At 35.4% G+C, this 21,128-nt stretch carries 13 protein-coding genes and 1 other RNA gene; 6 read left to right on the top strand and 8 right to left on the bottom strand.

Features of this window, described 5'->3' with window-relative positions; translation table 11 throughout:
• Window positions 1–112 precede the first annotated feature (112 nt).
• Complete coding sequence (locus RTP52_RS14000; protein WP_312102755.1) at window positions 113–1,258, top strand: ROK family transcriptional regulator; 1,146 nt, start codon at window positions 113–115, stop codon at window positions 1,256–1,258.
• A 170-nt stretch (window positions 1,259–1,428) separates the two neighbouring features.
• Here RTP52_RS14000 and RTP52_RS13995 read toward each other — a convergent pair whose 3' ends face one another.
• The 4 genes from RTP52_RS13995 to addB all read right to left on the bottom strand — a co-directional run bounded on the left by RTP52_RS13995 (window position 1,429) and on the right by addB (window position 10,143).
• Complete coding sequence (locus RTP52_RS13995; protein ID WP_312102757.1) at window positions 1,429–2,376, bottom strand: diacylglycerol/lipid kinase family protein; 948 nt, start codon at window positions 2,374–2,376, stop codon at window positions 1,429–1,431.
• Between the two features lie 5 nt (window positions 2,377–2,381).
• The gene (locus RTP52_RS13990; RefSeq protein ID WP_312102759.1) at window positions 2,382–2,594 is read right to left on the bottom strand and encodes a small, acid-soluble spore protein, alpha/beta type; all 213 of its coding nucleotides are present in this window, start codon (window positions 2,592–2,594) and stop codon (window positions 2,382–2,384) included.
• Window positions 2,595–2,750: 156 nt separating this feature from the next.
• Window positions 2,751–6,743, bottom strand: coding sequence for a helicase-exonuclease AddAB subunit AddA (addA, locus tag RTP52_RS13985; RefSeq protein WP_312102762.1), 3,993 nt, complete (start codon window positions 6,741–6,743; stop codon window positions 2,751–2,753).
• Window positions 6,700–10,143, bottom strand: coding sequence for a helicase-exonuclease AddAB subunit AddB (addB, locus tag RTP52_RS13980; protein ID WP_312102764.1), 3,444 nt, complete (start codon window positions 10,141–10,143; stop codon window positions 6,700–6,702). The genes addA and addB overlap by 44 nt, the downstream gene beginning before the upstream one ends.
• A 296-nt stretch (window positions 10,144–10,439) precedes the next feature.
• Here addB and RTP52_RS13975 point away from each other — a divergent pair, with 296 nt between their 5' ends.
• Window positions 10,440–10,916, top strand: a complete 477-nt coding sequence (locus tag RTP52_RS13975) for a hypothetical protein (protein ID WP_312102767.1) — start codon at window positions 10,440–10,442, stop codon at window positions 10,914–10,916.
• 160 nt (window positions 10,917–11,076) lie between these two features.
• On the opposite strand, the gene RTP52_RS13970 is transcribed toward RTP52_RS13975, so the two are convergent.
• A complete protein-coding gene (locus RTP52_RS13970) occupies window positions 11,077–13,017 on the bottom strand; it encodes an NAD(+) synthase (protein WP_312102770.1) in 1,941 nt (646 codons plus the stop codon).
• A gap of 428 nt (window positions 13,018–13,445) precedes the next feature.
• Between RTP52_RS13970 and RTP52_RS13965 the strand changes: the two genes are divergently transcribed.
• Complete coding sequence (locus RTP52_RS13965; protein ID WP_312102773.1) at window positions 13,446–14,387, top strand: radical SAM protein; 942 nt, start codon at window positions 13,446–13,448, stop codon at window positions 14,385–14,387.
• Window positions 14,388–14,494: 107 nt separating this feature from the next.
• On the opposite strand, the gene ssrS is transcribed toward RTP52_RS13965, so the two are convergent.
• The 3 genes from ssrS to RTP52_RS13950 form a co-directional block, all read right to left on the bottom strand.
• Window positions 14,495–14,674, bottom strand: a non-coding RNA gene (gene ssrS / locus RTP52_RS13960) — 6S RNA.
• A gap of 97 nt (window positions 14,675–14,771) precedes the next feature.
• Entirely contained in the window at window positions 14,772–16,319 is a 1,548-nt protein-coding gene (locus tag RTP52_RS13955; protein WP_312102775.1) for a sensor histidine kinase, read from the bottom strand.
• Entirely contained in the window at window positions 16,316–17,017 is a 702-nt protein-coding gene (locus RTP52_RS13950; RefSeq protein WP_312102777.1) for a response regulator transcription factor, read from the bottom strand. The genes RTP52_RS13955 and RTP52_RS13950 overlap by 4 nt, the downstream gene beginning before the upstream one ends.
• A 309-nt stretch (window positions 17,018–17,326) precedes the next feature.
• Between RTP52_RS13950 and RTP52_RS13945 the strand changes: the two genes are divergently transcribed.
• The 3 genes from RTP52_RS13945 to RTP52_RS13935 all read left to right on the top strand — a co-directional run bounded on the left by RTP52_RS13945 (window position 17,327) and on the right by RTP52_RS13935 (window position 21,115).
• Window positions 17,327–18,058, top strand: coding sequence for an Ig-like domain-containing protein (locus RTP52_RS13945; RefSeq protein ID WP_312102779.1), 732 nt, complete (start codon window positions 17,327–17,329; stop codon window positions 18,056–18,058).
• A 100-nt stretch (window positions 18,059–18,158) separates the two neighbouring features.
• On the top strand, window positions 18,159–19,568 hold the full coding sequence (locus tag RTP52_RS13940) for an MBOAT family O-acyltransferase (RefSeq protein WP_312372069.1): 1,410 nt from the start codon (window positions 18,159–18,161) through the stop codon (window positions 19,566–19,568).
• A gap of 224 nt (window positions 19,569–19,792) precedes the next feature.
• Window positions 19,793–21,115 (top strand): DHHW family protein, encoded by a 1,323-nt coding sequence (locus tag RTP52_RS13935; RefSeq protein WP_312100456.1) that lies wholly within the window; start codon window positions 19,793–19,795, stop codon window positions 21,113–21,115.
• Window positions 21,116–21,128 lie beyond the last annotated feature (13 nt).

Below are 21,128 nucleotides of genomic sequence, written 5' to 3'. Positions count from 1 at the left end.
AATTATGGTATAATCATAACAATATACAAAACGAGTGTCAAGAGAGATTCTTACGGTTTCCTTTATAGAAACCTAAAGATCTGACACATTAAAGAAAGGACGAAAATCTATCATGGTTTTAGGTAGTAAAGAACTTATACGAGATATTAATAGTAAGCTAGTGCTTGAAACTATTTTACAAAATGAGCCTATCTCTCGTGCAGCTATCTCGAAAAAATTAGGACTTACCAAAGCCACTATCTCTGCTATCGTTAGTGATTTTATTAATGATAAATTAGTTGTGGAAATCGGAAGCGATGATACGGTGCTTGGTCGTAAACCAATTCTATTAAGTTTTCATAAAAAAGCAGGTTATGCTATTTGCGTTGATATCGAAGTTTCTAGAATATCCTGTATGATTTCAGATCTAAAAGGGGAACAGCGCAGTGTCAAACAAATCAAGACACCTTCAGAATCAAACTTAATACCAGTTTTAATTGATCTCATACAATCTATGGAGTCTGAATATGAAAAAACACCTTATGGTCTCATTGGTATTGCCATTGGTATCCATGGTGTTGTCCATCAAAACGAGGTATTATTTACCCCTTATTACAATTTAAACGGTATTAACCTCTCAGAACAATTTGGGAGCTATTTTGGTGTCCCTGTATTTTTAGAGAATGAAGCAAATCTTTCTGCACTTGGAGAAAAAGCTTATCTTCCAGAAACTTATACATCACTTGCAAACCTTAGCATACACTCTGGCGTTGGTCTAGGAATTATTTTAAATAAGCAATTATACACCGGATATCATGGAAACGCTGGTGAATTTGGTCATACCATTGTAGTAATGAATGGCCGCTCCTGTCCTTGTGGAAATCAAGGCTGTCTCGAACAATATGCTTCGGAACGTGCCCTATTAAAAGAATACAGTGAAGATGCTTCATTAGATGATTTGTTGCTTTCCTATGAGAAAAAAGAACCGAAGGCTGTTGAAGTGATGGAGCATTTTATAAACTACATGGCAGTTTGTGTTAATAACCTACAAAATACAATTAGCCCGGAAATTATCATAATTAATAGTGCATTTACCAATGCCTATCCGGAATTAGCTGATATGATTACAAAAAAAGTTAGTAACAAACTAATTGATAAGATTCCGTTGATTGCCTCCAATTTAAAAGATCATTCCATATTACTTGGTGGCATTACGGTATTGGTAAAAAACTTTCTTGGTATTAAAAGTCTGAGTTTAGGAGCAAAGAACCCATCTTAAGTATTATTGTTAGGAGTGTACCTTGTTATCTCAATTAATCAAACACGAAGAGCTTAGAGATGTTTACTTATTATAAGCTCAATTATAGCTAAAAGACGCATAAAAATTTTAACATAAAGTGTTATCTCTTCATGTTAGAATTCTCTATGCGTCTTGTTTTAAATATCTAATTATAAAATTTCTAACGTTTCTTTTGATTCGAGCAATTCCGAACGGTCACAGATATAAGGTATGGCTTGCTTATGTATTACAATGTTTGCTTCCGTTGTAGTACCACCATATTCCCCATCTAAGGACCAAGGCATATCACTTTCTGAAATAATCTTAACAGAGTTAACACGATGATAATATATGTTCTTTCCAGTGAGCACATTATGTGCTAAATCATTGATGATACCACTTAATTCAACCAGATTATTTGGCCTACGAATCAAGATTAATTCAAATAGTCCATCATTTAACAACACTTTTGAACCAGTGATTCCTCGAAAACCGCCGATCGAATTCGAATTCGCTAGCATCCCATAAATAAAATCATCCTCCAACACCTTGTCCTCATGCTCAATGCGAAGATGGTAAAACTTAACGTTGTGAAGTTTACTGATACCACTTAAAATGTATGCCATTCGTCCGAGTACATTTTTAAAATTTTGTGGTGTATCATAAGAAACATCAGTAAATAATCCGAACGCTGCTGTGTAAGTAAAGTATGAATTATTCATAGACCCCACATCACATAACAAGGTAGCACCTCTTACAATAATTTCAGCAGCTTTCTCCATGTTCTTTGGAATATTCAGACTATAACCAAAGTCATTTGTAGTACCGGAAGGTATGTAGCCAACCGGTAACGAACAACCAACTTCCATAAGTCCTCCAACTACCTCATTCAAAGTACCATCCCCGCCAGAGCATATAATGGCATCACATTCGTTTTTGGTTGCATATTCCTTTGCTATCTCTCTGGCATCCATTTTTTGTCTAGTAGGATATATTACAATTTCACAATCCGTCCTTAAGAATATCTCTAGAATATGTGAAAGCTTCGTACGTATTCTACCTCTACCTGCATTTGGATTATAGATAAATAACATCTTTCTTCGCATTTTAAACGTCAACCTTTCTATTCTTCCTTGATTGTACTCACTTGCTTTTCCATAGCTTTTCTTTTTCTTGTCATGATACCACCGATACGGCCTGTTTCCTTTGCAGACAAAGACCCCCAGCCCTCACGAAGTACTTGATCAAAGAGTCCTAGTTCTTTTGCAATCTCATACTTCAACATATCTTCTGGTTTAACTTTCGACATATCAATTGGTTTTCTTATTTTTCCCATACAATATACTCCTTATTGTGTTGCAACACAAGGAAAATGTCAATCCCCTAAGGTGATATTTTCCCCATATTACTAATTACCGGGTACCTAATACCCTCTTGGAGTATATCCAATTTACCCTACCATAAACATAATTTTGGGCTTTTTCTTATGGCTTTACTTTGATCCTACTCTGATTTCCTTACCTAGAGAAAAAGAATAAATTATCTTTTCCTTTACCGTTTTGTCAAGTAGCTGATTCAGTGCCCTCTCATAATAATGTATTTGTTCTTGATAACGTCTTATGAGTTCTTCTTCTCCGAATTCTCCCACTGCATCTGTTTTATAATCTACTAAAACAATTCCATCCTCTTCTTCAAAATAAACATCAATGATACCTTGTATTAATACGAAATCATCACTGTCGCAATCCTGCGAGTTTGGGGAACAGCACAAATTCGCATGTGAAAAATCTTGATTTCTGCTTAATAAGCTGGAAGTATGTTCCGAGGACGACGTAGGCACAAACTTCTGTGTGAGAGAACTTTGTTCTTTCACACTTACCTCACTTGCTGGGATGCCGATTACAAATGGTTGCTCCCGATAGAGACATCCTTTATTATAAGCAATCTGCATACGATGATAGAGTTCCGATTGGAAAAACCGTGAAAGTCGCTCAAAATTAATACTCGATATGGATTCTTCCTGTATGAGTCCACGATTTGCTAACTGAGAAATAAATTCCTTTAGCTCAAATTTTGTTTTCTTTTCCGAAAAATCAATCAGTTCCAAAATCTTGTGATATAAATTCCCTCGTTCCGTCCCTCTGAGTTCTTTTTCCTCTTTTAGAAACTTAGGTATTGTAGGTTCTATTAAAGTTTGACTTTCCTCCTTTACTTGAAAGTATGTTTCTGTCAACTCTTCCTTTAAACGAGGGTATGTCTCTGCCCACTTCTCCTTAACTTGAGGGTACGTCTCTGTCATTTCCTCATCTACCTGTTGGCTTAATTTTTTTAATTCACTTACCGTAGTTTTTATTGGTAACAGAGCCTCTTGTTCATACGGATATCGGAAGGATAGTTTTGTTAAAAGGTCTTTTCCCGGTTGCTCTCCATCTAAATCTTCCTCTGCGCCATGAAGAAAATTATACGGATTTAATTCTTCTTGTTTATTCCTAATATCCGTCTGTTTTTCATATTCATCCTCTAATAAATCTTTCGGAGTAAGCGCGATGACTCGAATTCTATCGTCGCTAAGTGCTACTGGACCAACGAAAGAAAAATAGTCTTTCGCCATAGCTAATGTTTGAAACCGTAATGGAGTAACTCCAGGTGTAGAATCTTGTCTCCATTTCTCAAACAGATCATTTGCATCATTTGCACTACCAATCATGATTAGCTTTTCCTTGGCTCTCGTTAATGCAACATATAAAACCCTTAATTCTTCCCCTAAGTTATCAAGCATAATATTCTTTTTAATTACCTGTTTTAACAAAGTCGGACACTTTGTTCTAAGCTGATAATCAATGCATTCTGGCCCAATTCCATAGTCGGCATGAAGAACAATCTTTTCCCTGGCATCCATCGTATTAAATTGTTTACCCATCCCAGCAAGTATTACCACCGGAAACTCCAAGCCTTTACTTTTGTGGATACTCATGATACGAACTGCGTTGTCATTCTCCGAAAGTCCACCGGCTTCCCCATAATCAATCTCAAATTTTAATAATCTTTCAATATAGCGGATAAATTGAAATAATCCATGGTAACTACTTTCTTCAAAGGATAATGCATGTTGAACCAGTAGATTTAAGTTATTTCTACGCTGCTCTCCTCCCGGCATAGCAAAGACAAAGAGATCATATCCAGTTTCTTTAAAAAACTCTAAAATAATCTCATGTACCGGCAGGTATACGGCCTTTTCCCTGAGTCTATCAAAAGAAGTAAAAAACCTACTTAATTTTTCTCCTGCTTCCTCAACATTTAATTTTTCTCCCACTTCCACAAAGTCTTGATTCGCATCCCCTTGTATAACTGTATAGTCTAGAGCAATTTCTCTTGCAGCATCATATATCGATAGATTCTTAGCTTCTTTCGTACGTTTAACCCTTAAAAGCGATAATTGCTCTGCACTTAATCCTACGATTGGAGAATAAAGAATAGCGGTTAACGGAGCATCCTGCCTTGGATTATCCAGTATTCTTAGATAATTTAAAACAGTTTTTACTTCCAGTGTCTGAAAGTACCCTGTCTGCGTATCGGAATATGCTGGAATTCCTTCCTGTTTTAATATTTCAGTAAAGGTTTCTGACCAACCAGTCATCGTACGCAATAAAATAACGATATCACGGTATTGACAACGTTCTTGTACTTGTTCCTCATCTTTTCTTTTCGTTACTAAGAATCCTCTCTCTCCATGCACTAACTGCTTTATTCGCATGGCAACAGCCTTCGCTTCAAATTCTCGTTTACTAAGCTCTATCGCATCCTCTTCTAACGACATTACATCCAATCGATCCGTAGACTCCGGCATAGGATTTTCCTCTTCTTTTCGATCTAGAATGATTAGCTCTGTCTTTGTATCCGAGGATAGGAAAGAGGTATTGTCTAAATCCATCTCTATCTCTGGAAACTGTGCACCAGGATAAAGAGAAACCTCTTTGGTATATTCAATTCCTCCCATGGCCTTTGTCATAATCTTTTCAAAGACACCATTAATACTATCTAGCACTTCCGCTCTGCTTCGAAAGTTCTTACTTAAATCAATACGACGATATAGCCCTTCCTCCGTAGAATACTGTTCGTATTTTTCCATAAATAGTTCTGGCCTTGCCATACGGAATTTATAAATACTCTGCTTTACATCTCCAACCATAAAAACATTCGGACGCCCCTCCGAAACCTTAGAGATACTACTTAAGATATATTCCTGAACATAGTTACTATCTTGATATTCATCAATCATAATCTCTTCAAACTGTTCACTCATCTCTCTTGCGACCTTAGTAGGTACAAGTTTCCCATCCTCTTTTGTAACTAGGATATTAAGCGCAAAGTGTTCAATATCTGAAAAATCCACTAGATTATTCTCTTCCTTTGAAGCATCTAGTCGACTTAAAAATTCATGAGTAAGTGATAATAATACCAACATAGGCCTGCGAACTTTTTTCATATCAGAAAGCATGTCCTCCATTGGTTGAAAAAAGAAATCCTCGGATAAATCAGAAAGTATCTTCTTTACCATCTGACGTAGCGCTTTCACTTCTTCTTTTCTTTCCTCGGTTGCATCTGGCCATTTTTTCGTGGATAACCTTGCAAATGTTATCTGAGAAAATGCCTTCTGATATTCTTCATACGAACGAAATGAACCCGATTCAGTGATAAGTAATCTCTCTATCATCTCTTGATCTGATAATAATGCATCCAGATAAGGCCTTGGTCCATCTGGATAGTTTGTAATCTCGATTGCTTTTGCACACAAATCAGAAGCCTCACAAAGTAAAGCCTTAACATATTGAAGGAGTTGTTTCATCCAACTAGTTTGATTGATATCCTCTGCGGTCTCAACTAGAAAATCTCTTTCTCTCTCCTCCACCCATTCATGCGGATAAGGATAACTCTGTGAAAATTGATATAGCTTTAATATAAAATTCTCAATTGGCTCATCTGATTTTGAAGCAGAATAACACTCTACAAATTCTAAAAAATCTTCGGCACCTTCCTCATACTTTTCTTCTAATAAAGTAGCTAATACATCAGATTTTAATAACGTTAATTCCGCTTCGTCTGCAATACGAAACGAAGGATCTAGGTCAATGGTATGAAAATGATTTCGAATTACCGATAAACAAAAACTATCAATTGTCGTAATTTGAGCATTATATAAAAGTGTCAGCTGCTTTTGCAAGTGAACATTATCAGGCTGCTCCAATACTTTCTTTTCAATCGCGGCACCAATACGTTCCCTCATCTCTCCTGCTGCCGCTTTTGTAAATGTAACAATGAGTAACTGATCAATATTAATCGGAGAGTTTTCAGACGTAATCCGATTGATAATACGCTCTACCAAAACAGCCGTTTTTCCAGAACCTGCAGCCGCAGAAACTAAAAGGTTGCAATCTCTGATATCAATTACCTTCTGTTGCCCCGGTGTCCAACTCGTCTTTGCCAAAAAACTCATCCTCCTCTTTGATTAAGTTCCAAACTTCCTCTTTATTTAAAGTCTTTAAATTACGATACGAAAAGCCACTCACTTTACAGTCAAATCCACAAACCGTTTGGAAGGAACAATAAGTACAGGCGTTTCGATTCTTTGCCCTATAAGGATTATGTCTAACTTTTCCCTCCATGATTTGCTCACTGAATCGATGCATCAGATCTTTGATATAGTCCATCAATGTAATAAGGTCTTCCTCCTTTGCTATGGAAGATCTTTTCGTAAAACTTCCGTCCTTCCCAGTCTCTACTGGGATTACCGTTGACTTCGTTGAAGGAGCCAATTCTCCCTCTTCCCCACGAAAGCCAGTATCAAGAAGCGGTACCACAACCTTAGATGCATTCACAAGCCCATTCATTGCTAACTTCTTCTCAATCTCCTCTTCTACGAAGCTAGATTTTGTAACAATTGGATCCTCTAAATTATAATAAAATACTCCTGCTGGATGTATCTCATGATTTGGGTACTGCTCTTTCATTAGTTCCATGGCAGCACTTAAGTAAACACCTAACTGTAATTGAAGACCATAATATAAATTCATCAAGTCGAAGGATGTACTACCTGATTTATAATCAATGACCTTAACATAAAGCTTGCCATCCTGTTCATATAAATCAACTCGGTCAATACGTCCTCTTAAGTTTAGATATCGATCCGCATGAGAAAAATATTGTTCATAGCTTCCAGGTTCAAATACTCCCTGTTGTAATTGATGCGTTAAGGTCTTCGTTGTCCTTTGCAATATCCTCTCGACTCTGGTTGCTAAATAAGCACTTCGTTTCGAACTTTCTAAAATTCCATTTCCAAAATTCTCTACTGCCTCTTTCACACATCGTTCTCCTAATGAGATTCGAACATCCTCTGGCAGTTCATGCCATGAGATTCCTAACTCTTTTAAAGCTTTAGAAAACCGTTCCAATGCCTCATGAAACAAGCTTCCAATATCAGGCATGGAAATCTTATATTCCTGACGTTCCTCTAAACTTAAACCGTACTGAAGAAAATGTGCAAAGGCACATGCTGCATACTTTTCCATACGGGTCACACTACCAAGTAAAGTTTCTCCATAAAGCTTTCTTGCTACTTCTTTGGTTAAGCCTTGCTCGTAGTTTTGATAAAATACCCCTTGTAATACCCTGTCTAAGGAAATCCTTCCTTTGATTTGACCACTAGCGTATAAGTGATATACTTCTCTCCAAAGATTAGGTTGTTCTCCTTCATAATCACGAAGAATAGAAATTAGATAACTTAATCCTTGATCCGTACCAAGCAGTTCATCTTCTCTAGATTTTTTATCTGCATCATAAATCTTAAGCTTCGGAACTATTTTATTTATCTTTCCAAGCAAATAAGAAGCACGAATCGACTTCCCTGAAACATCTAATTTACTGTAATAAAGATACAGCTTATTCTGTGGCTTTGTTAAATTAAGATAGAGATAAAACTCGGTAAGATAAGCAGTTTGACGTTTCGTAGGAGATAATTCAATTTCGTTATCCGCAAATAATTGACGCTCTGCATCGGATAAGATACCACCGCCAGGATTTGCTTTTGGTACAATACCATCATTAACCCCTAAGAAAAATAATGCTTTGATATCTTTTAGTCTGGTACGTTCGATATCACCAACCAGAATCTGATCAATACTTGGAGGAATCAAACCAACTTTCGCTTCGCGAAAACCCGTATCAAGAATATCTTTAAATTCCTTTAATGGTAATACATCCTCTCCAAGTAGTTCTACCATTCGGTCAAAAATTTCAAGAACCATCCGATAGATTTGCTCATACTCTTTGGCTCTTAGTTTATCTTCTTCCTCCCCATGCGCCTTAAACTTTTCAACAAATATATGAATCTTTTCTTCGATATGATAAGTACACAATAAGTCATAAAGAGCGGTTATGCATTCCCTTACCGAGGAATTCTTATCTTTTAAAGTTTCATAAAGTGGTGTAAACTCTTTTAATATACGCTCTCTCACATAATTGACTTTCTCTAAGTCAACCTCATAATTGGTTCGGTACATCCTCTGCCATTCATGCTCATAGCGGTATTTTCCTCGAATTCCAAACGCTATGACATAGTTTTCAAATAGGTCTATCTCTTCCAACGTAAAATCTGTTAATCCACACTTTAAGAAACGAAAAATTGCTTCATAATCAAAATTGCGAGTCACTACATCAAGTGCTGAACGCAGAAACTCCACCACGGGGTTTGTTAATATATTCTTCTTATGATCCACAAAACAAGGTATACCAGCTAGCTCTAACTCTCTTTTTACAATATCACCATAAACCTCCATAGCACCAGAAACGATAGCGATATCTTTATAACGGTAATGTTCTTCACGAAGTAATTTTGTAATCTCTATTACTGCATGACGTGCCTCTGCCATTGGATCTTTTGCTACCGTAATTGATATATCATCTTGCTCCTCAGTAAACGATCTATAAGGATATCGAAAGATATTTTTTTCCAATGCTGAAAGTGCCCTGCTATTATGAAAACGATAAGAGAACCCACCATTTTCTGATGCAACAAGAATCGGAGGTTTTATCTCTATCCGTTGCGTAATTGCAAGGTCCGTAAGCTTTTCCACCATCTTACCACTAAGGTAAAATAATTGATGTTCCTCCTGATTCCTATGAATTTGACTTTCATCCATTGTTATTGTTACTGTAACTGACTTAGCCTTTTTCATTAAGTGGGAAAGAAGTTTATATTGCGATGGTGTAAAGCCTGTAAACCCATCCAAACATATATCACAGTCATTTACAAAAGAGGAATCATCAATAACATCACAGAGAAGATCTAAGATTTCCTCTGAGTTAATATATTTATCCCGAAGGAACTCTTCATAAGCTTGATAGATGGTCATGATATCCGTTAATTTATGATTAAGAAGTGGTTTTCCTTTGGCTACATCCTTCATTTTTTCCAGTTCTTCCGTATGAATGCTATATTGGGCTAATTCGGAGATAATGGATTTCATCTCTTCTATAAATCCCTGCTTTTTTACATTCGCACCAAATAAAATCAGGTCATTACGCTTCTCCATCATCACTTTCTTAACAATCATACTTTTCCCGGTATCTTCAAGAACCAAGCGATCATTCCCGCCAGTTTCCTCAAAAATGCGATACGCCAAACGAAGGAAGCTAAGAATATCAATGTTATGAATACCCTTCCTTGGGTGCATCGTTACCAAGTCTTTTTGAGTTTGGAGCGTAAATTGTTCCGGCACTAGTATTAGAAATTTCCCATTTGGCTCCTTTTGCGAACTCTCAATTACTTGTTTGTATAGTTGATAGGACTTTCCTGCACCGGAACCCCCTATTACAAATTGAAGTGACATTCTTCATCCTCCTTTCCAATTTAATATTTTGGTACATCGTACGAAATAGTACTCTTAAAAAATCATTTCACTGTTTTAGTTGCTGAATGAACGTTGCCTCTGGTCTAACATAATTTTCTTATAATTTTCCTACCTATTTTTATCATTTAGTAAATGACATTAAAGTATATCTAAAGTAAAGAATATAACACTAAAATAATGCATAACATGATACCTATGGTTTCTCTATTTAATCTTATCATATTTTTAATCATCGATTAATAAACTGTATAAAGCATAATTGGGAGGAAAAACAGATGTCAAATACAAAAATAGTTGTAATTAAACTTAAACAGATAATATATGGAGCAATTTTTGCAGTATTAGGCATTGTACTACTAATATTACTTCTGGCTTTGTTTCGATCCGGCAAGAAGGATTCTGGAGCAAACGAAGATACTGCAAAGTACATACCAGGTGTTTATACCTCAGTAGTTGCCCTAAATGACAGTACACTAAATCTGGAAGTTATTGTTGATAAAAATCACATTAATTCGGTTCAGTTGATTAACCTCGATGAAGCCATAACAACGATGTATCCACTAGTTGCACCGTCCATCAAATCCATTGCAGATCAGCTATGTAATGATGTCGATATTGCCTCTATTCAAATCGAAGAGGATAGCAAATACACACAGACTCTCCTATTAGATGCTGTAGAGCAAACTCTTGAAAAGGCGCTTATTACACCAGTAGATCACTCCGTGGATAAGCAAGCGGATACGAAAAAATGATTACCTAATCTTGCTTTCATACATATGTGAGTACTTATCCTGACTTTCTTTCCCTAAAATCGGGTTGTTGCAAGTAATTGCAGCAACCCGATTTTTGTTATAATTATAAATAGCAGGTTTATTTCGCACTAGCCAAGATGCCTGTTAAATGGGCATGTGATTATCTTAAAATACTTTCTAAGTCTCTCATCCACAAAGAAACCGAAGCATCACTTGGCATACGAAGATCCCCGCGAGGAGAAACTGCTACGGAACCAACTTTAGGTCCGTCTGGTAGACAAGAGCGTTTATATTGTTGTTGAAAAAATCTACGATAAAATGTCGTTAACCAGCGGTAAATTGTTTCCTTTGTATAGTCTCCATGAAATGCATATACGGCCAGACGATATATTTTTGATGGAGTAAATCCAAATCTTAATACATAATACAAGAAGAAATCATGTAACTCATATGGACCTACTACATCTTCTGTTTTTTGTACTATTTCTCCGTCTTTTGGAGGAAGAAGCTCTGGACTGACAGGGGTATCTAAAACATCCTTCAATACATTTCTAAGTGTATTACTCTTAGCATCTTCTGCAAAATATGCAACCAGATAACGAACCAATGTCTTAGGAACGGAAGCATTGACACCATACATCGACATATGATCCCCATTATAAGTTGCCCACCCTAAGGCAAGCTCTGACATATCTCCAGTACCAACAACAAAACCATTCACTTGATTTGCGATGTCCATTAGAACTTGAGTACGTTCTCTTGCTTGTCCATTCTCAAAAGTGACATCATGCTTATTAATATCATGATTAATATCCCTAAAATGAAGCTCTACCGCCTCATTGATTCTGATCTCACGTAACGTAGCGGATAATTCCTGCACTAATAGGATAGCATTTTGGTAAGTACGATCTGTTGTTCCAAAACAAGGCATTGTTACTGCTACAATTCCCTTAGGATCAAGCTCTAACATATCAAAAGCTCTTCTAGTCACCAAAAGTGCCAAGGTAGAATCAAGCCCTCCAGAGATACCAAGTACAACAGAGTTACATCCAGTATGCTGTAAACGTTTTTTTAGTCCTAACGCCTGTATATGAATAATTTCATTACAACGTTTTTCTCGTTCTTCCCTCTTTGTCGGTACGAATGGGGATTTATCAATAAAACGTGTTAAACTAAGCGTGGAATCATAAGTAGATTTATTTTCTGTGGCATATTCTCCATACTCTAAATAAGTATACTCTTTCTTCTCTTCTACAAGATAAGTTGAAATTCTTCTACGTTCCGAAATTAATTTTTCAAGGTCAATCTCAGAAACGAGTACTCCATTCACAAAACGTTCTGACTCAGCGATTACTGTTCCATTTTCCGCTATCATATTATGCCCTGAGAATACCAAATCTGTAGTAGATTCCCCTTCTCCAGCGCTAGAATAAAGATAACCACAGACCAAACGTGCAGATTGATTACTCACCAAAGTTTTTCGATAAATATCTTTCCCGGTAGTCTCATTACTTGCTGACAAATTTAAAATTACAGTTGCACCTGCCTGACATAATCCACCGCTCGGTGGCTGTGGCACCCATAAATCTTCACAGATTTCTATTCCAACTTTTAAATTAGGGATTTCTTTATGAGAAAAGATTAATTTACAGCCAAATGGTACTTTTTTATGATTTATAGTAACATACTCGACAATATCATTTCCATTACCAAAATAACGTGCTTCATAGAATTCAGAATAGTTTGGAATATATCTCTTTGGTACCACACCAAGTAATTCTCCCTGATAAAGTACTGCTGCAACATTAAATAACTTGCCATCCTTTAAAAAAGGCATACCAACAGCGATTAGTGCATCTATATCCTTACTAAAATCGATTAGTTTATTAAGTCCTTCTAGTGCTCCAGTTAGTAAGGTATTTTGTAAAAACAAATCCTCACAAGTATAGCCAGTAATACAAAGTTCTGGACATACTATTACCTTTGCTCCTTTTTGTTTTGCTTCTTCAATCTGATGGATTATTTCATTTACGTTATATTCACAATCAGCTACCTTTATATTCGGTGTAATAGCCGCTACTTTTACGAAACCGTGTCTCATTATCTCTGTCCTTTCTTATTCCGAAGCTTATCAGTACGTTTCACCACTGGTGTTACATAGACAAGAAAAAGCACGTATTCTATTTTTCCTTGTTATGAATCATTATGTGTTATTATACCACAAACCTATTTGTTTATCTATGTAATTTAAAGTCGTAATCCATTTATCCCCTGTCTCTTTGATACGTTAATTATTGCTATCAATAACATCAATCTGTGCTGCTCTTTGTTTGAAAGACAAAAGAAAAGTCTGCTTTTCCAACTTTAGCTTCTCATGAATAAAATGCAGTATGCTAATTTTACTTGTGGTTTTGTTCCAAACGCATATATACATAGAACTTAGATTTACAAAAAAATAAATCGCTATTATAATATCAGTATATGCCTGTACGTTTTAGGATACATTTTACTTTCCAGAGAGGATTTCCAATGTTACAATCAATAGAAAAAGATAATTATAGTAATATAAAAACGATATCAACAGAAATTTTATTTGCTTGTACTTTATGTCCAAGAGAATGTAAAGTCAATCGTTTTAAGAAAACTGGCTATTGTGGTATGCCAGCAAATGTATTTGGAGCAAGAGCTGCTCTTCATCTATGGGAAGAGCCTTGTATCACCGGAAAGGATGGCTCTGGTACTGTCTTTTTTACTGGCTGTACTCTTCGTTGTGTCTTCTGTCAAAACCATCCTATTGCTAATGGTTCTGTTGGAAAAGAAATTACTATTGAACATCTTTCAACAATATTTTTATCACTTCAAGATAAAGGAGCTACAAACATTAATCTTGTCACTCCAACTCATTATGTTCCACAGATTGTAAAAGCTTTAATAATTGCAAAGCAAAATGGGCTAACCATACCTATTGTTTACAATACTAGCGGATACGAAAAGATTTCTACTCTTAAATTATTAGACGGATACGTCGATGTCTATCTCCCAGATTTTAAGTATATGGACGAAAACCTTGCACTTCGCTACTCGAATGCAAAAGATTATCCTAGCATTGCAAAGGAAGCAATAAAAGAAATGGTACGTCAAGTTGGCACGCCTGTCTTTGAGAATGATAGGATTAAGCGTGGTGTCATCGTTCGCCACTTAGTTCTACCTGGTCATCGAACAGATTCCAAAAAAATTCTACGTTATCTTTCTGAAACTTACCATGATACCATCTATCTTAGTATTATGAATCAATTTACCCCTCTTGATGGATTATCTAATTATCCGGAGATTAATCGTAAAGTAACAAAAAGAGAATACAATGACGTCATCGATTTTGCCATCGAACTCGGAATTACGAATGCTTTTATTCAAGAAGGCCAAACAGCGAATGAAAGCTTTATTCCAGAGTTTTCTTTTGAAGGGATATAGAAACAAATGCAATTCCTCAGAGAGTCTTTAATCTATAGGTAATCGTAGAGCAATTACCTATAGATTAAAAAAAAGACAGCATACGCTGTCTAAAAAATCACTTTTTTGTAACTCCCAAAATGCCGGTTCCTGTATTTTGACTCCTAGCGCTAGCTAGGTGGGTAACCGCAAGTAAGTTTCTGTCTTCCACTGCAAACGGAGGCTTGACATCGGCTTACCAATATAGGAATCCCGTTTAAAGTATTGTAGGTTCAAAATAGCAAGAGTATCGAGCACCCCAGGTAGTTAACTTGGTATTATTATATCCCGATTTTTTTATTTTTTCAAGTATTATAAGAATGTAAATATTGGTTTCCAATATTTATTACATTATATGTCGAATTTTCACCTTTGTTCCAATTCTTCTTCTGTTATATAATCAAATGAAAATACAAATTCTGTCCCAACCGAAATGGTACTGAATACTTCAATTGTTCCTCCATGTTTCAAAGCAATTTGACGCGCGATAGCAAGCCCAAGACCAGAACCTTTCGCATTTTGACGTAACTTTGACTTGTAAAATTTATCAAATATGCTAGACAACTCATCTCCGTCAATACCAATCCCTTCATCTCGAATCGAAATACGAAGTTTTTCTCCCCTGGTAACGGAAATATATATGGTTGAATCTTCTTTTGAAAATTTAATTGCATTATCGCAAATTACTAAAAACATTTGGCGCAAACGGTCATAGTCCCCATACATCAATTGTACGGTATGATCATTCTCAAGGCATACGCTGATACGCTTTTTCATACCCATGGTTCTAACTGTCTTTAAGATATCATCAAAAACTTGAGTTAAATTAACAGGTTCTTTATCAATCACAAAATCAGGATTTTGCATCTTCGCTAGTATTAAGAGATCTCCAACTAAACGCTCCATACTTTTGCATTCTAACAGCATCTTTTCATAATATTGCTGCTTTGTAGATTCCTCCTCAACTACACCATCAACTAAGCTCTCTGTATATGCACGCACTACAGTGATTGGCGTTCTAAGCTCATGTGATACATTTGCAAAAAAGTCCATTCGCATTTGATCTAGATTCTTTCGTATGACCTCATTCTCCATTAACTTATCAGTCAAGAAATCAATGGTTCTAGCCAAATCACCAATTTCATCTTTCCGGTTAATTCCCGTTTTTGATTCGTATTTTTTCTCTGCTAACAATAGTGCTGTTTGGCGCATTTTTGATATTGGTCTTACAAGCTGCCTTGCAAAAAGAATTGCAAAGATAAAAGATACAATTAAAGCAACTACCATACTTAAGAAAATCATGGATTTGGTATCCCGAATGGCTTCCGTTTGGCGTTCTACTTTCGCATTTAATAAAATAGCACCACATACTTCACCATTAGCACCTCTAACTGGAACTCCGACAGAAATGATATCAAATCCATAAATCTTACTATACCTAGAACGATAGGTATCTTCACCTGCAAACGCACCAAGGTAGACTTCTTGATACTCCCTTGATATATCTTTTAAATCTATCCCTGTGGTAAAATCGCTATTCATAGGAATACTGGCATTCGGATTTGATAGAACCCAGACATCATCTGCGACAATACCAACTTCACTAAGTACTTCTATATAAGGCAAACTTTTTTCATAGTCTTCGTCAAGTATAAATTCATTATACCTCTTTGCAATAGCCTTTGCTTGACTAAATAATTGCTGCTTTATATTATTTTTTGCTGCTTTTTCACTAAGCTGTAGAAAAACAGCCCCAAGCACGAGAGCAAAAAGTAAAACCACAAGGGCATAATTCACATACACTTTAAAAAACAGACGATTATATACTCTACTCTTTTTTTTTATTTTATCTTGAACATCTACTGATGTTACTTCCATTTCTTTACCTATCAAATCTAAATTTTTCTCGTTCATTGCACATCTTCATCAACCTCAAATTTGTATCCAACACCCCAAATTGTTTTGATGGACCAGTTTGGATGATCTAACATATCAAGTTTAGCTCGTAAGCGCTTTATATGGGAATCTACAGTTCGACTGTCGCCAAAATAATCAAAGCCCCATAGACTATCAAGCAGGTTATCTCTCGTAAAAACTTTATTCGGATTACTAGCTAAAGTCCACATGGTTTCGATTTCCTTTTTTGTTAAGGAAATCTTGGTACCACCGATATGTAACGTATATTCCTCCAAATTAATCTCTAAGTTTGCGATGGATAATACATTCTCAGAAGTTTGTTCTTTTTCCTTTTTAGTCATTCGCCGTAATACTGCTCGTATACGAGCCATTACTTCACTAGGGCTAAAAGGTTTTACAATATAATCATCAGCACCAATGTCTAGACCCATAATCCTTTCAAAATCTTCTCCGCGTGCCGTAATTAATATAACTGGTACATCGGATTTTGCTCTGATCTTTCGGCAAACCTCATAGCCATCTTCCTTCGGCATCATGACATCTAATAATACAACGGCAGGGTTGTATTGTCTAAACATCCGGATTGCTTCTTCCCCATCAGCAGCGATGACTGGTACCAGATCTTCCTTTCTCGCATAAGCTGCCAGTACATCTGTAATATCTGGATTATCATCTGCAATTAGAATATGTTGCACTCAAGCCACCTCCATCTCTTCATCAACTTTATCTTATGAATAATTGTATTAAATGATACAAATACTAAGGGCAAAATAAAAAATTATAGAAGAGTATCCCCCATATTGTATTTTATTACATAATAACCCAAGTATACCTACATTATATTGAATAAAGTCACATAAGACAAGAGCTTTTTCGAAATAAAATCTTAATATTTTAGCACAGATTCTTAAGATTTTTTAACGTTTTGCCATTATTCTGACAAAATATCCGTTTATACTGAACTTGGATGTGACATAAAGAAAAATAGTAAGGAGGACTATACTATGACCTATAGCAAATTTAAAAAGTGCATATTTGTCCTTAGTTTCCTGCTTATCTTTGTATTGTTTTTGCCTTTTACCGGCAAGGGTTTAGAAGCTTATGCAAAAACAATTACAGAAGACGCTTCTTCAGCCTCAAAGGAAACCCAAGCTGAAATTAAATTGAATGTGAAAAGCAAAGATTTAGTGAAAGGTAAAACTTATTCACTAAAAGTATACAATGTTACAGAAACTCAAACCGTTACTTATAAATCCAGTGATACCAATATAGTTACTGTAGATGATAAGGGCGAGATTGCTGGTGTTGAAATTGGAACTGCGGCAGTAACCGTTACTGTAAAAGAAGGCAATAAGACAATTGGAACATTACAATGTGATATCAATGTTGGTGTACCGGCGATTAGTATCCGTTTTACTAAAACAGAGCTTAAGATGGCTCTTGGACAAAAAACTACATTGAAGTATATCATAGCACCGTATAATACAGTAGAAACAGCAAAATTCTCCTCCACCGATTCTTCCATCGTTTCCATTAGTTCTGGTGGCAGAGCTACCGCAAAAGGTGTTGGAGTTACTACAGTTTATGCAATTGTTGATAATGCAGTAACAAAATGTACCATTACAGTGGTAGAAAAAGATGACACAATTCAAATAGAGGATGGGGATGAATTCGAACCAGCGATAACCCCAACAGCAAAAACAACCTCTACTACGTCATCTGGTTCATCAAAATAGCATAGATAGACCATCAATTCGATGGTCTATTTTTTTTCCAATAATTTTGATTATTTTGAGAATACTATCAGAAAGAACTTTTTAAATTTCGGAGGTCTTTATGATATTTTCCTCAAGTATATTTCTTTTTGTATTTCTACCACTCGTATTAATTATATACTATACACTTTATTCGCAGCGATTGGCTCAAAATATATTTTTATTTTTAGCCAGTCTTCTTTTCTATGCATGGGGAGAGCCTTGGTTTGTGTTAATTATGCTTCTTTCTATCTTAGTTAATTATGTCATCGGCCTTAATATTGATCTACATCGAGATAATAAGATAATCAGCAAAATCTTGCTTATCATAACAGTATTATATAACCTCAGTATTATATTCATTTATAAATACCTAGCATTTACTGTGACCAATATTAACAGACTTTTTTCTTTAAAGTTCCCAGTACCAAATATCATACTACCAATTGGGATTTCGTTCTTTACGTTTCAAGCTATCTCCTATGTCATTGATGTTTATCGAGGCCAAGGGATAGTTCAAAAGAATCCTTTAAATGTCGGTCTGTATATAGCCTTATTCCCACAATTAGTTGCAGGTCCTATCGTTCGCTATGAAACGATCGCAGATCAAATCGATCATAGGAGAGAAAACATCAAAGATTTTTCTGATGGCTGTGAACGTTTCATCATCGGACTCTCTAAAAAAGTACTATTATCTAACAACTTTGCTATTGTAGCTGATAAAGCTTTTAATTTACCAAATGATCAATTATCTACAGCATTTGCATGGCTAGGTGCAATTTCGTACTCATTTCAAATCCTTTTTGATTTTTCTGGATATTCAGATATGGCGATTGGGCTTGGAAAAATGTTCGGCTTTCATTTTGATGAGAACTTTAATTATCCTTATATTTCTGCCTCTATTTCGGAATTTTGGAGAAGATGGCATATTTCTTTAGGAAGTTGGTTCCGTGACTATGTATATTTCCCGCTAGGTGGTAGTAGAGTAGACACAAAACTTAAGCTAGTCCGTAATCTGTTTATCGTCTGGATATTAACTGGATTATGGCATGGTGCAAATTGGACCTTTATAGCATGGGGATTTTTATATTTTGTTTTAATCACGACTGAAAAGTTAACTCGCTTTGAAAGAACTTCTGGACTACGTATCGTAAGGCATATTTATACCTTATTCTTTGTATGCATTGGTTGGGTCTTATTCCGTTCTATTGATTTGCCGGAAGCTTTCTCTTACCTTGGTACAATGTTTGGAGTTGGAGGAAATTACACAGATACCTTTGCTAGATTTTATTTTCTAGATAATATTATCTTTATAATTTTTGCTATTATCTGCTCTACACCACTTTTAGCCATTCTAAAGAAACGTATCAATTATCATGAATTAGCAATTAGTAATATCCTCACCCCTATGTATTATATCTTGCTTTTATTAGTATCAATTACCTATATCGTGAAAGGTGCTTACAATCCTTTTATCTACTTTAATTTTTAGGATTTATGTAAATGTACACAAGCCTTTTGTCTAATTTTATTTTTTGTGAATGTATACAGGCCTTTTGTCTAATTTTATTTTTATGTGAATGTATACAAGCCTTTTGTCTACTTTAATTTATTAGTTATCTGAATCTATACAGCTATTATCACTTAACAACTATTGTTAACACATGAATAACAAAAACCAGGAAGTTTTAGCTATGGAAAGGCATGGTTTTTAATATGAATAATGAAAAAAACTCTTTGCATATCGGAAGTCTAATAACTGGAATTTTATTTGTTCTCATTATTATGACTTATTTTATTGGTTTATGTATTAACTCTCCTACCATGATTATGGATATTAAAAAATCCCTAAATAATACTTTTTCTGTCAATGTAGATCAATCTGAAGAGGAAGAAATTCTTGATGAAAATATCGATCAAAAACCTATCTCTTCCACCACTTCTCTTTCGGCTAAACTTGGAATTGCTTTTTCCAAGACAGAATCAGTTATCAATGATTCAATTCCAGGTAGACTATCCTTGATTGACTGGAATGGATTGGCTCAAAGAATTTTACAGAAAAGAATGATACCGGAATCCAATGATAATAATACGGTATATAAAATGGATAATGGTCAATTAACCTACACTTATCCAGACATCGGGGTTCGAATTGCTCATAAGAATTTTACTGTACTAAATAAATATCTAGAATCCATCGGAACAAAACTGTTATATGTGCAAGCACCATATAAGGTCAATCGAGACAAAAATGAGTTACCTTATGGTCTAGAAGATTACCCGAATAAGAACGCAGATAAATTGCTGGAGGGTCTTGATAAACTTAATATTGATTATATCGATTTTCGGGAAGTATTTGCCTACAACTTTTTAAATTATCCTAGTCTCTTTTATAACACTGATCATCATTGGACAACAGAAAGCGCATTTTTTGCTTACCAGTATATGCTAGACTATATGGAAAGAAATTATGGATTTCAATATAACAAACAAACCTATAATAAAGCAAATTATAATCAGGTTACTTTAAAACAATCCTTTATAGGTTCCTTAGCGAATCGAGTAGGTAAATGGTATGCAGGTATTGATGATTTTACTTTTATCTACCCAAAATTTAAAACAAAACTCACTTATATGAAATATGATGCAAATGCTTCCCTCTATCTGGTTCGAAATGGAACCTTTGAAGAGTCCGTCTTCTATCCTGAGCGTATGGATAACCCGGATACGCCACTTGCTTATCGTGATAACTGCTACCTTGGTGGTAATCCTGATTTAGGTCGAATCATTAACCATAAAGTCCAAAAGGGTAAAATATTATTTGTTCAAGATTCTTATGGCAAACCAATTGCTTCCTTTATGGCTTTAAACTTTCATGAAGTCGACATTATTGATTTACGTTATTTTACTGAGAGTTATTTAATGGATTTCATTAAGAGGGAAACCACACCTTATGACTATGTAGTAATTTTATATAATCCTTCTGCATTAAAAAGGTCCACTTATTATAGACAATTTCGATTTTATGATTATGAATAGCAGATGAAAATAG

It is taken from the genome of Lachnoclostridium sp. (assembly GCF_031997925.1).
GTDB lineage: Bacteria > Bacillota > Clostridia > Lachnospirales > Lachnospiraceae > Lachnoclostridium.
Note: the sequence above shows the minus strand (reverse complement) of the source record. Positions and strands in the feature narration are given on the sequence as shown.

Bases quoted from the DNA above. Each gene is read 5' to 3' on its own strand.
- RTP52_RS14000 (WP_312102755.1), top strand. From the start codon at position 113: ATGGTTTTAGGTAGTAAAGAACTTATACGAGATATTAATAGTAAGCTA.
- RTP52_RS13990 (WP_312102759.1), bottom strand. From the start codon at position 2,594: ATGGGAAAAATAAGAAAACCAATTGATATGTCGAAAGTTAAACCAGAA.
- addB (WP_312102764.1), bottom strand. From the start codon at position 10,143: ATGTCACTTCAATTTGTAATAGGGGGTTCCGGTGCAGGAAAGTCCTAT.
- RTP52_RS13975 (WP_312102767.1), top strand. From the start codon at position 10,440: ATGTCAAATACAAAAATAGTTGTAATTAAACTTAAACAGATAATATAT.
- RTP52_RS13970 (WP_312102770.1), bottom strand. From the start codon at position 13,017: ATGAGACACGGTTTCGTAAAAGTAGCGGCTATTACACCGAATATAAAG.
- RTP52_RS13965 (WP_312102773.1), top strand. From the start codon at position 13,446: ATGTTACAATCAATAGAAAAAGATAATTATAGTAATATAAAAACGATA.
- RTP52_RS13955 (WP_312102775.1), bottom strand. From the start codon at position 16,319: ATGAACGAGAAAAATTTAGATTTGATAGGTAAAGAAATGGAAGTAACA.
- RTP52_RS13945 (WP_312102779.1), top strand. From the start codon at position 17,327: ATGACCTATAGCAAATTTAAAAAGTGCATATTTGTCCTTAGTTTCCTG.
- RTP52_RS13940 (WP_312372069.1), top strand. From the start codon at position 18,159: ATGATATTTTCCTCAAGTATATTTCTTTTTGTATTTCTACCACTCGTA.
- RTP52_RS13935 (WP_312100456.1), top strand. From the start codon at position 19,793: ATGAATAATGAAAAAAACTCTTTGCATATCGGAAGTCTAATAACTGGA.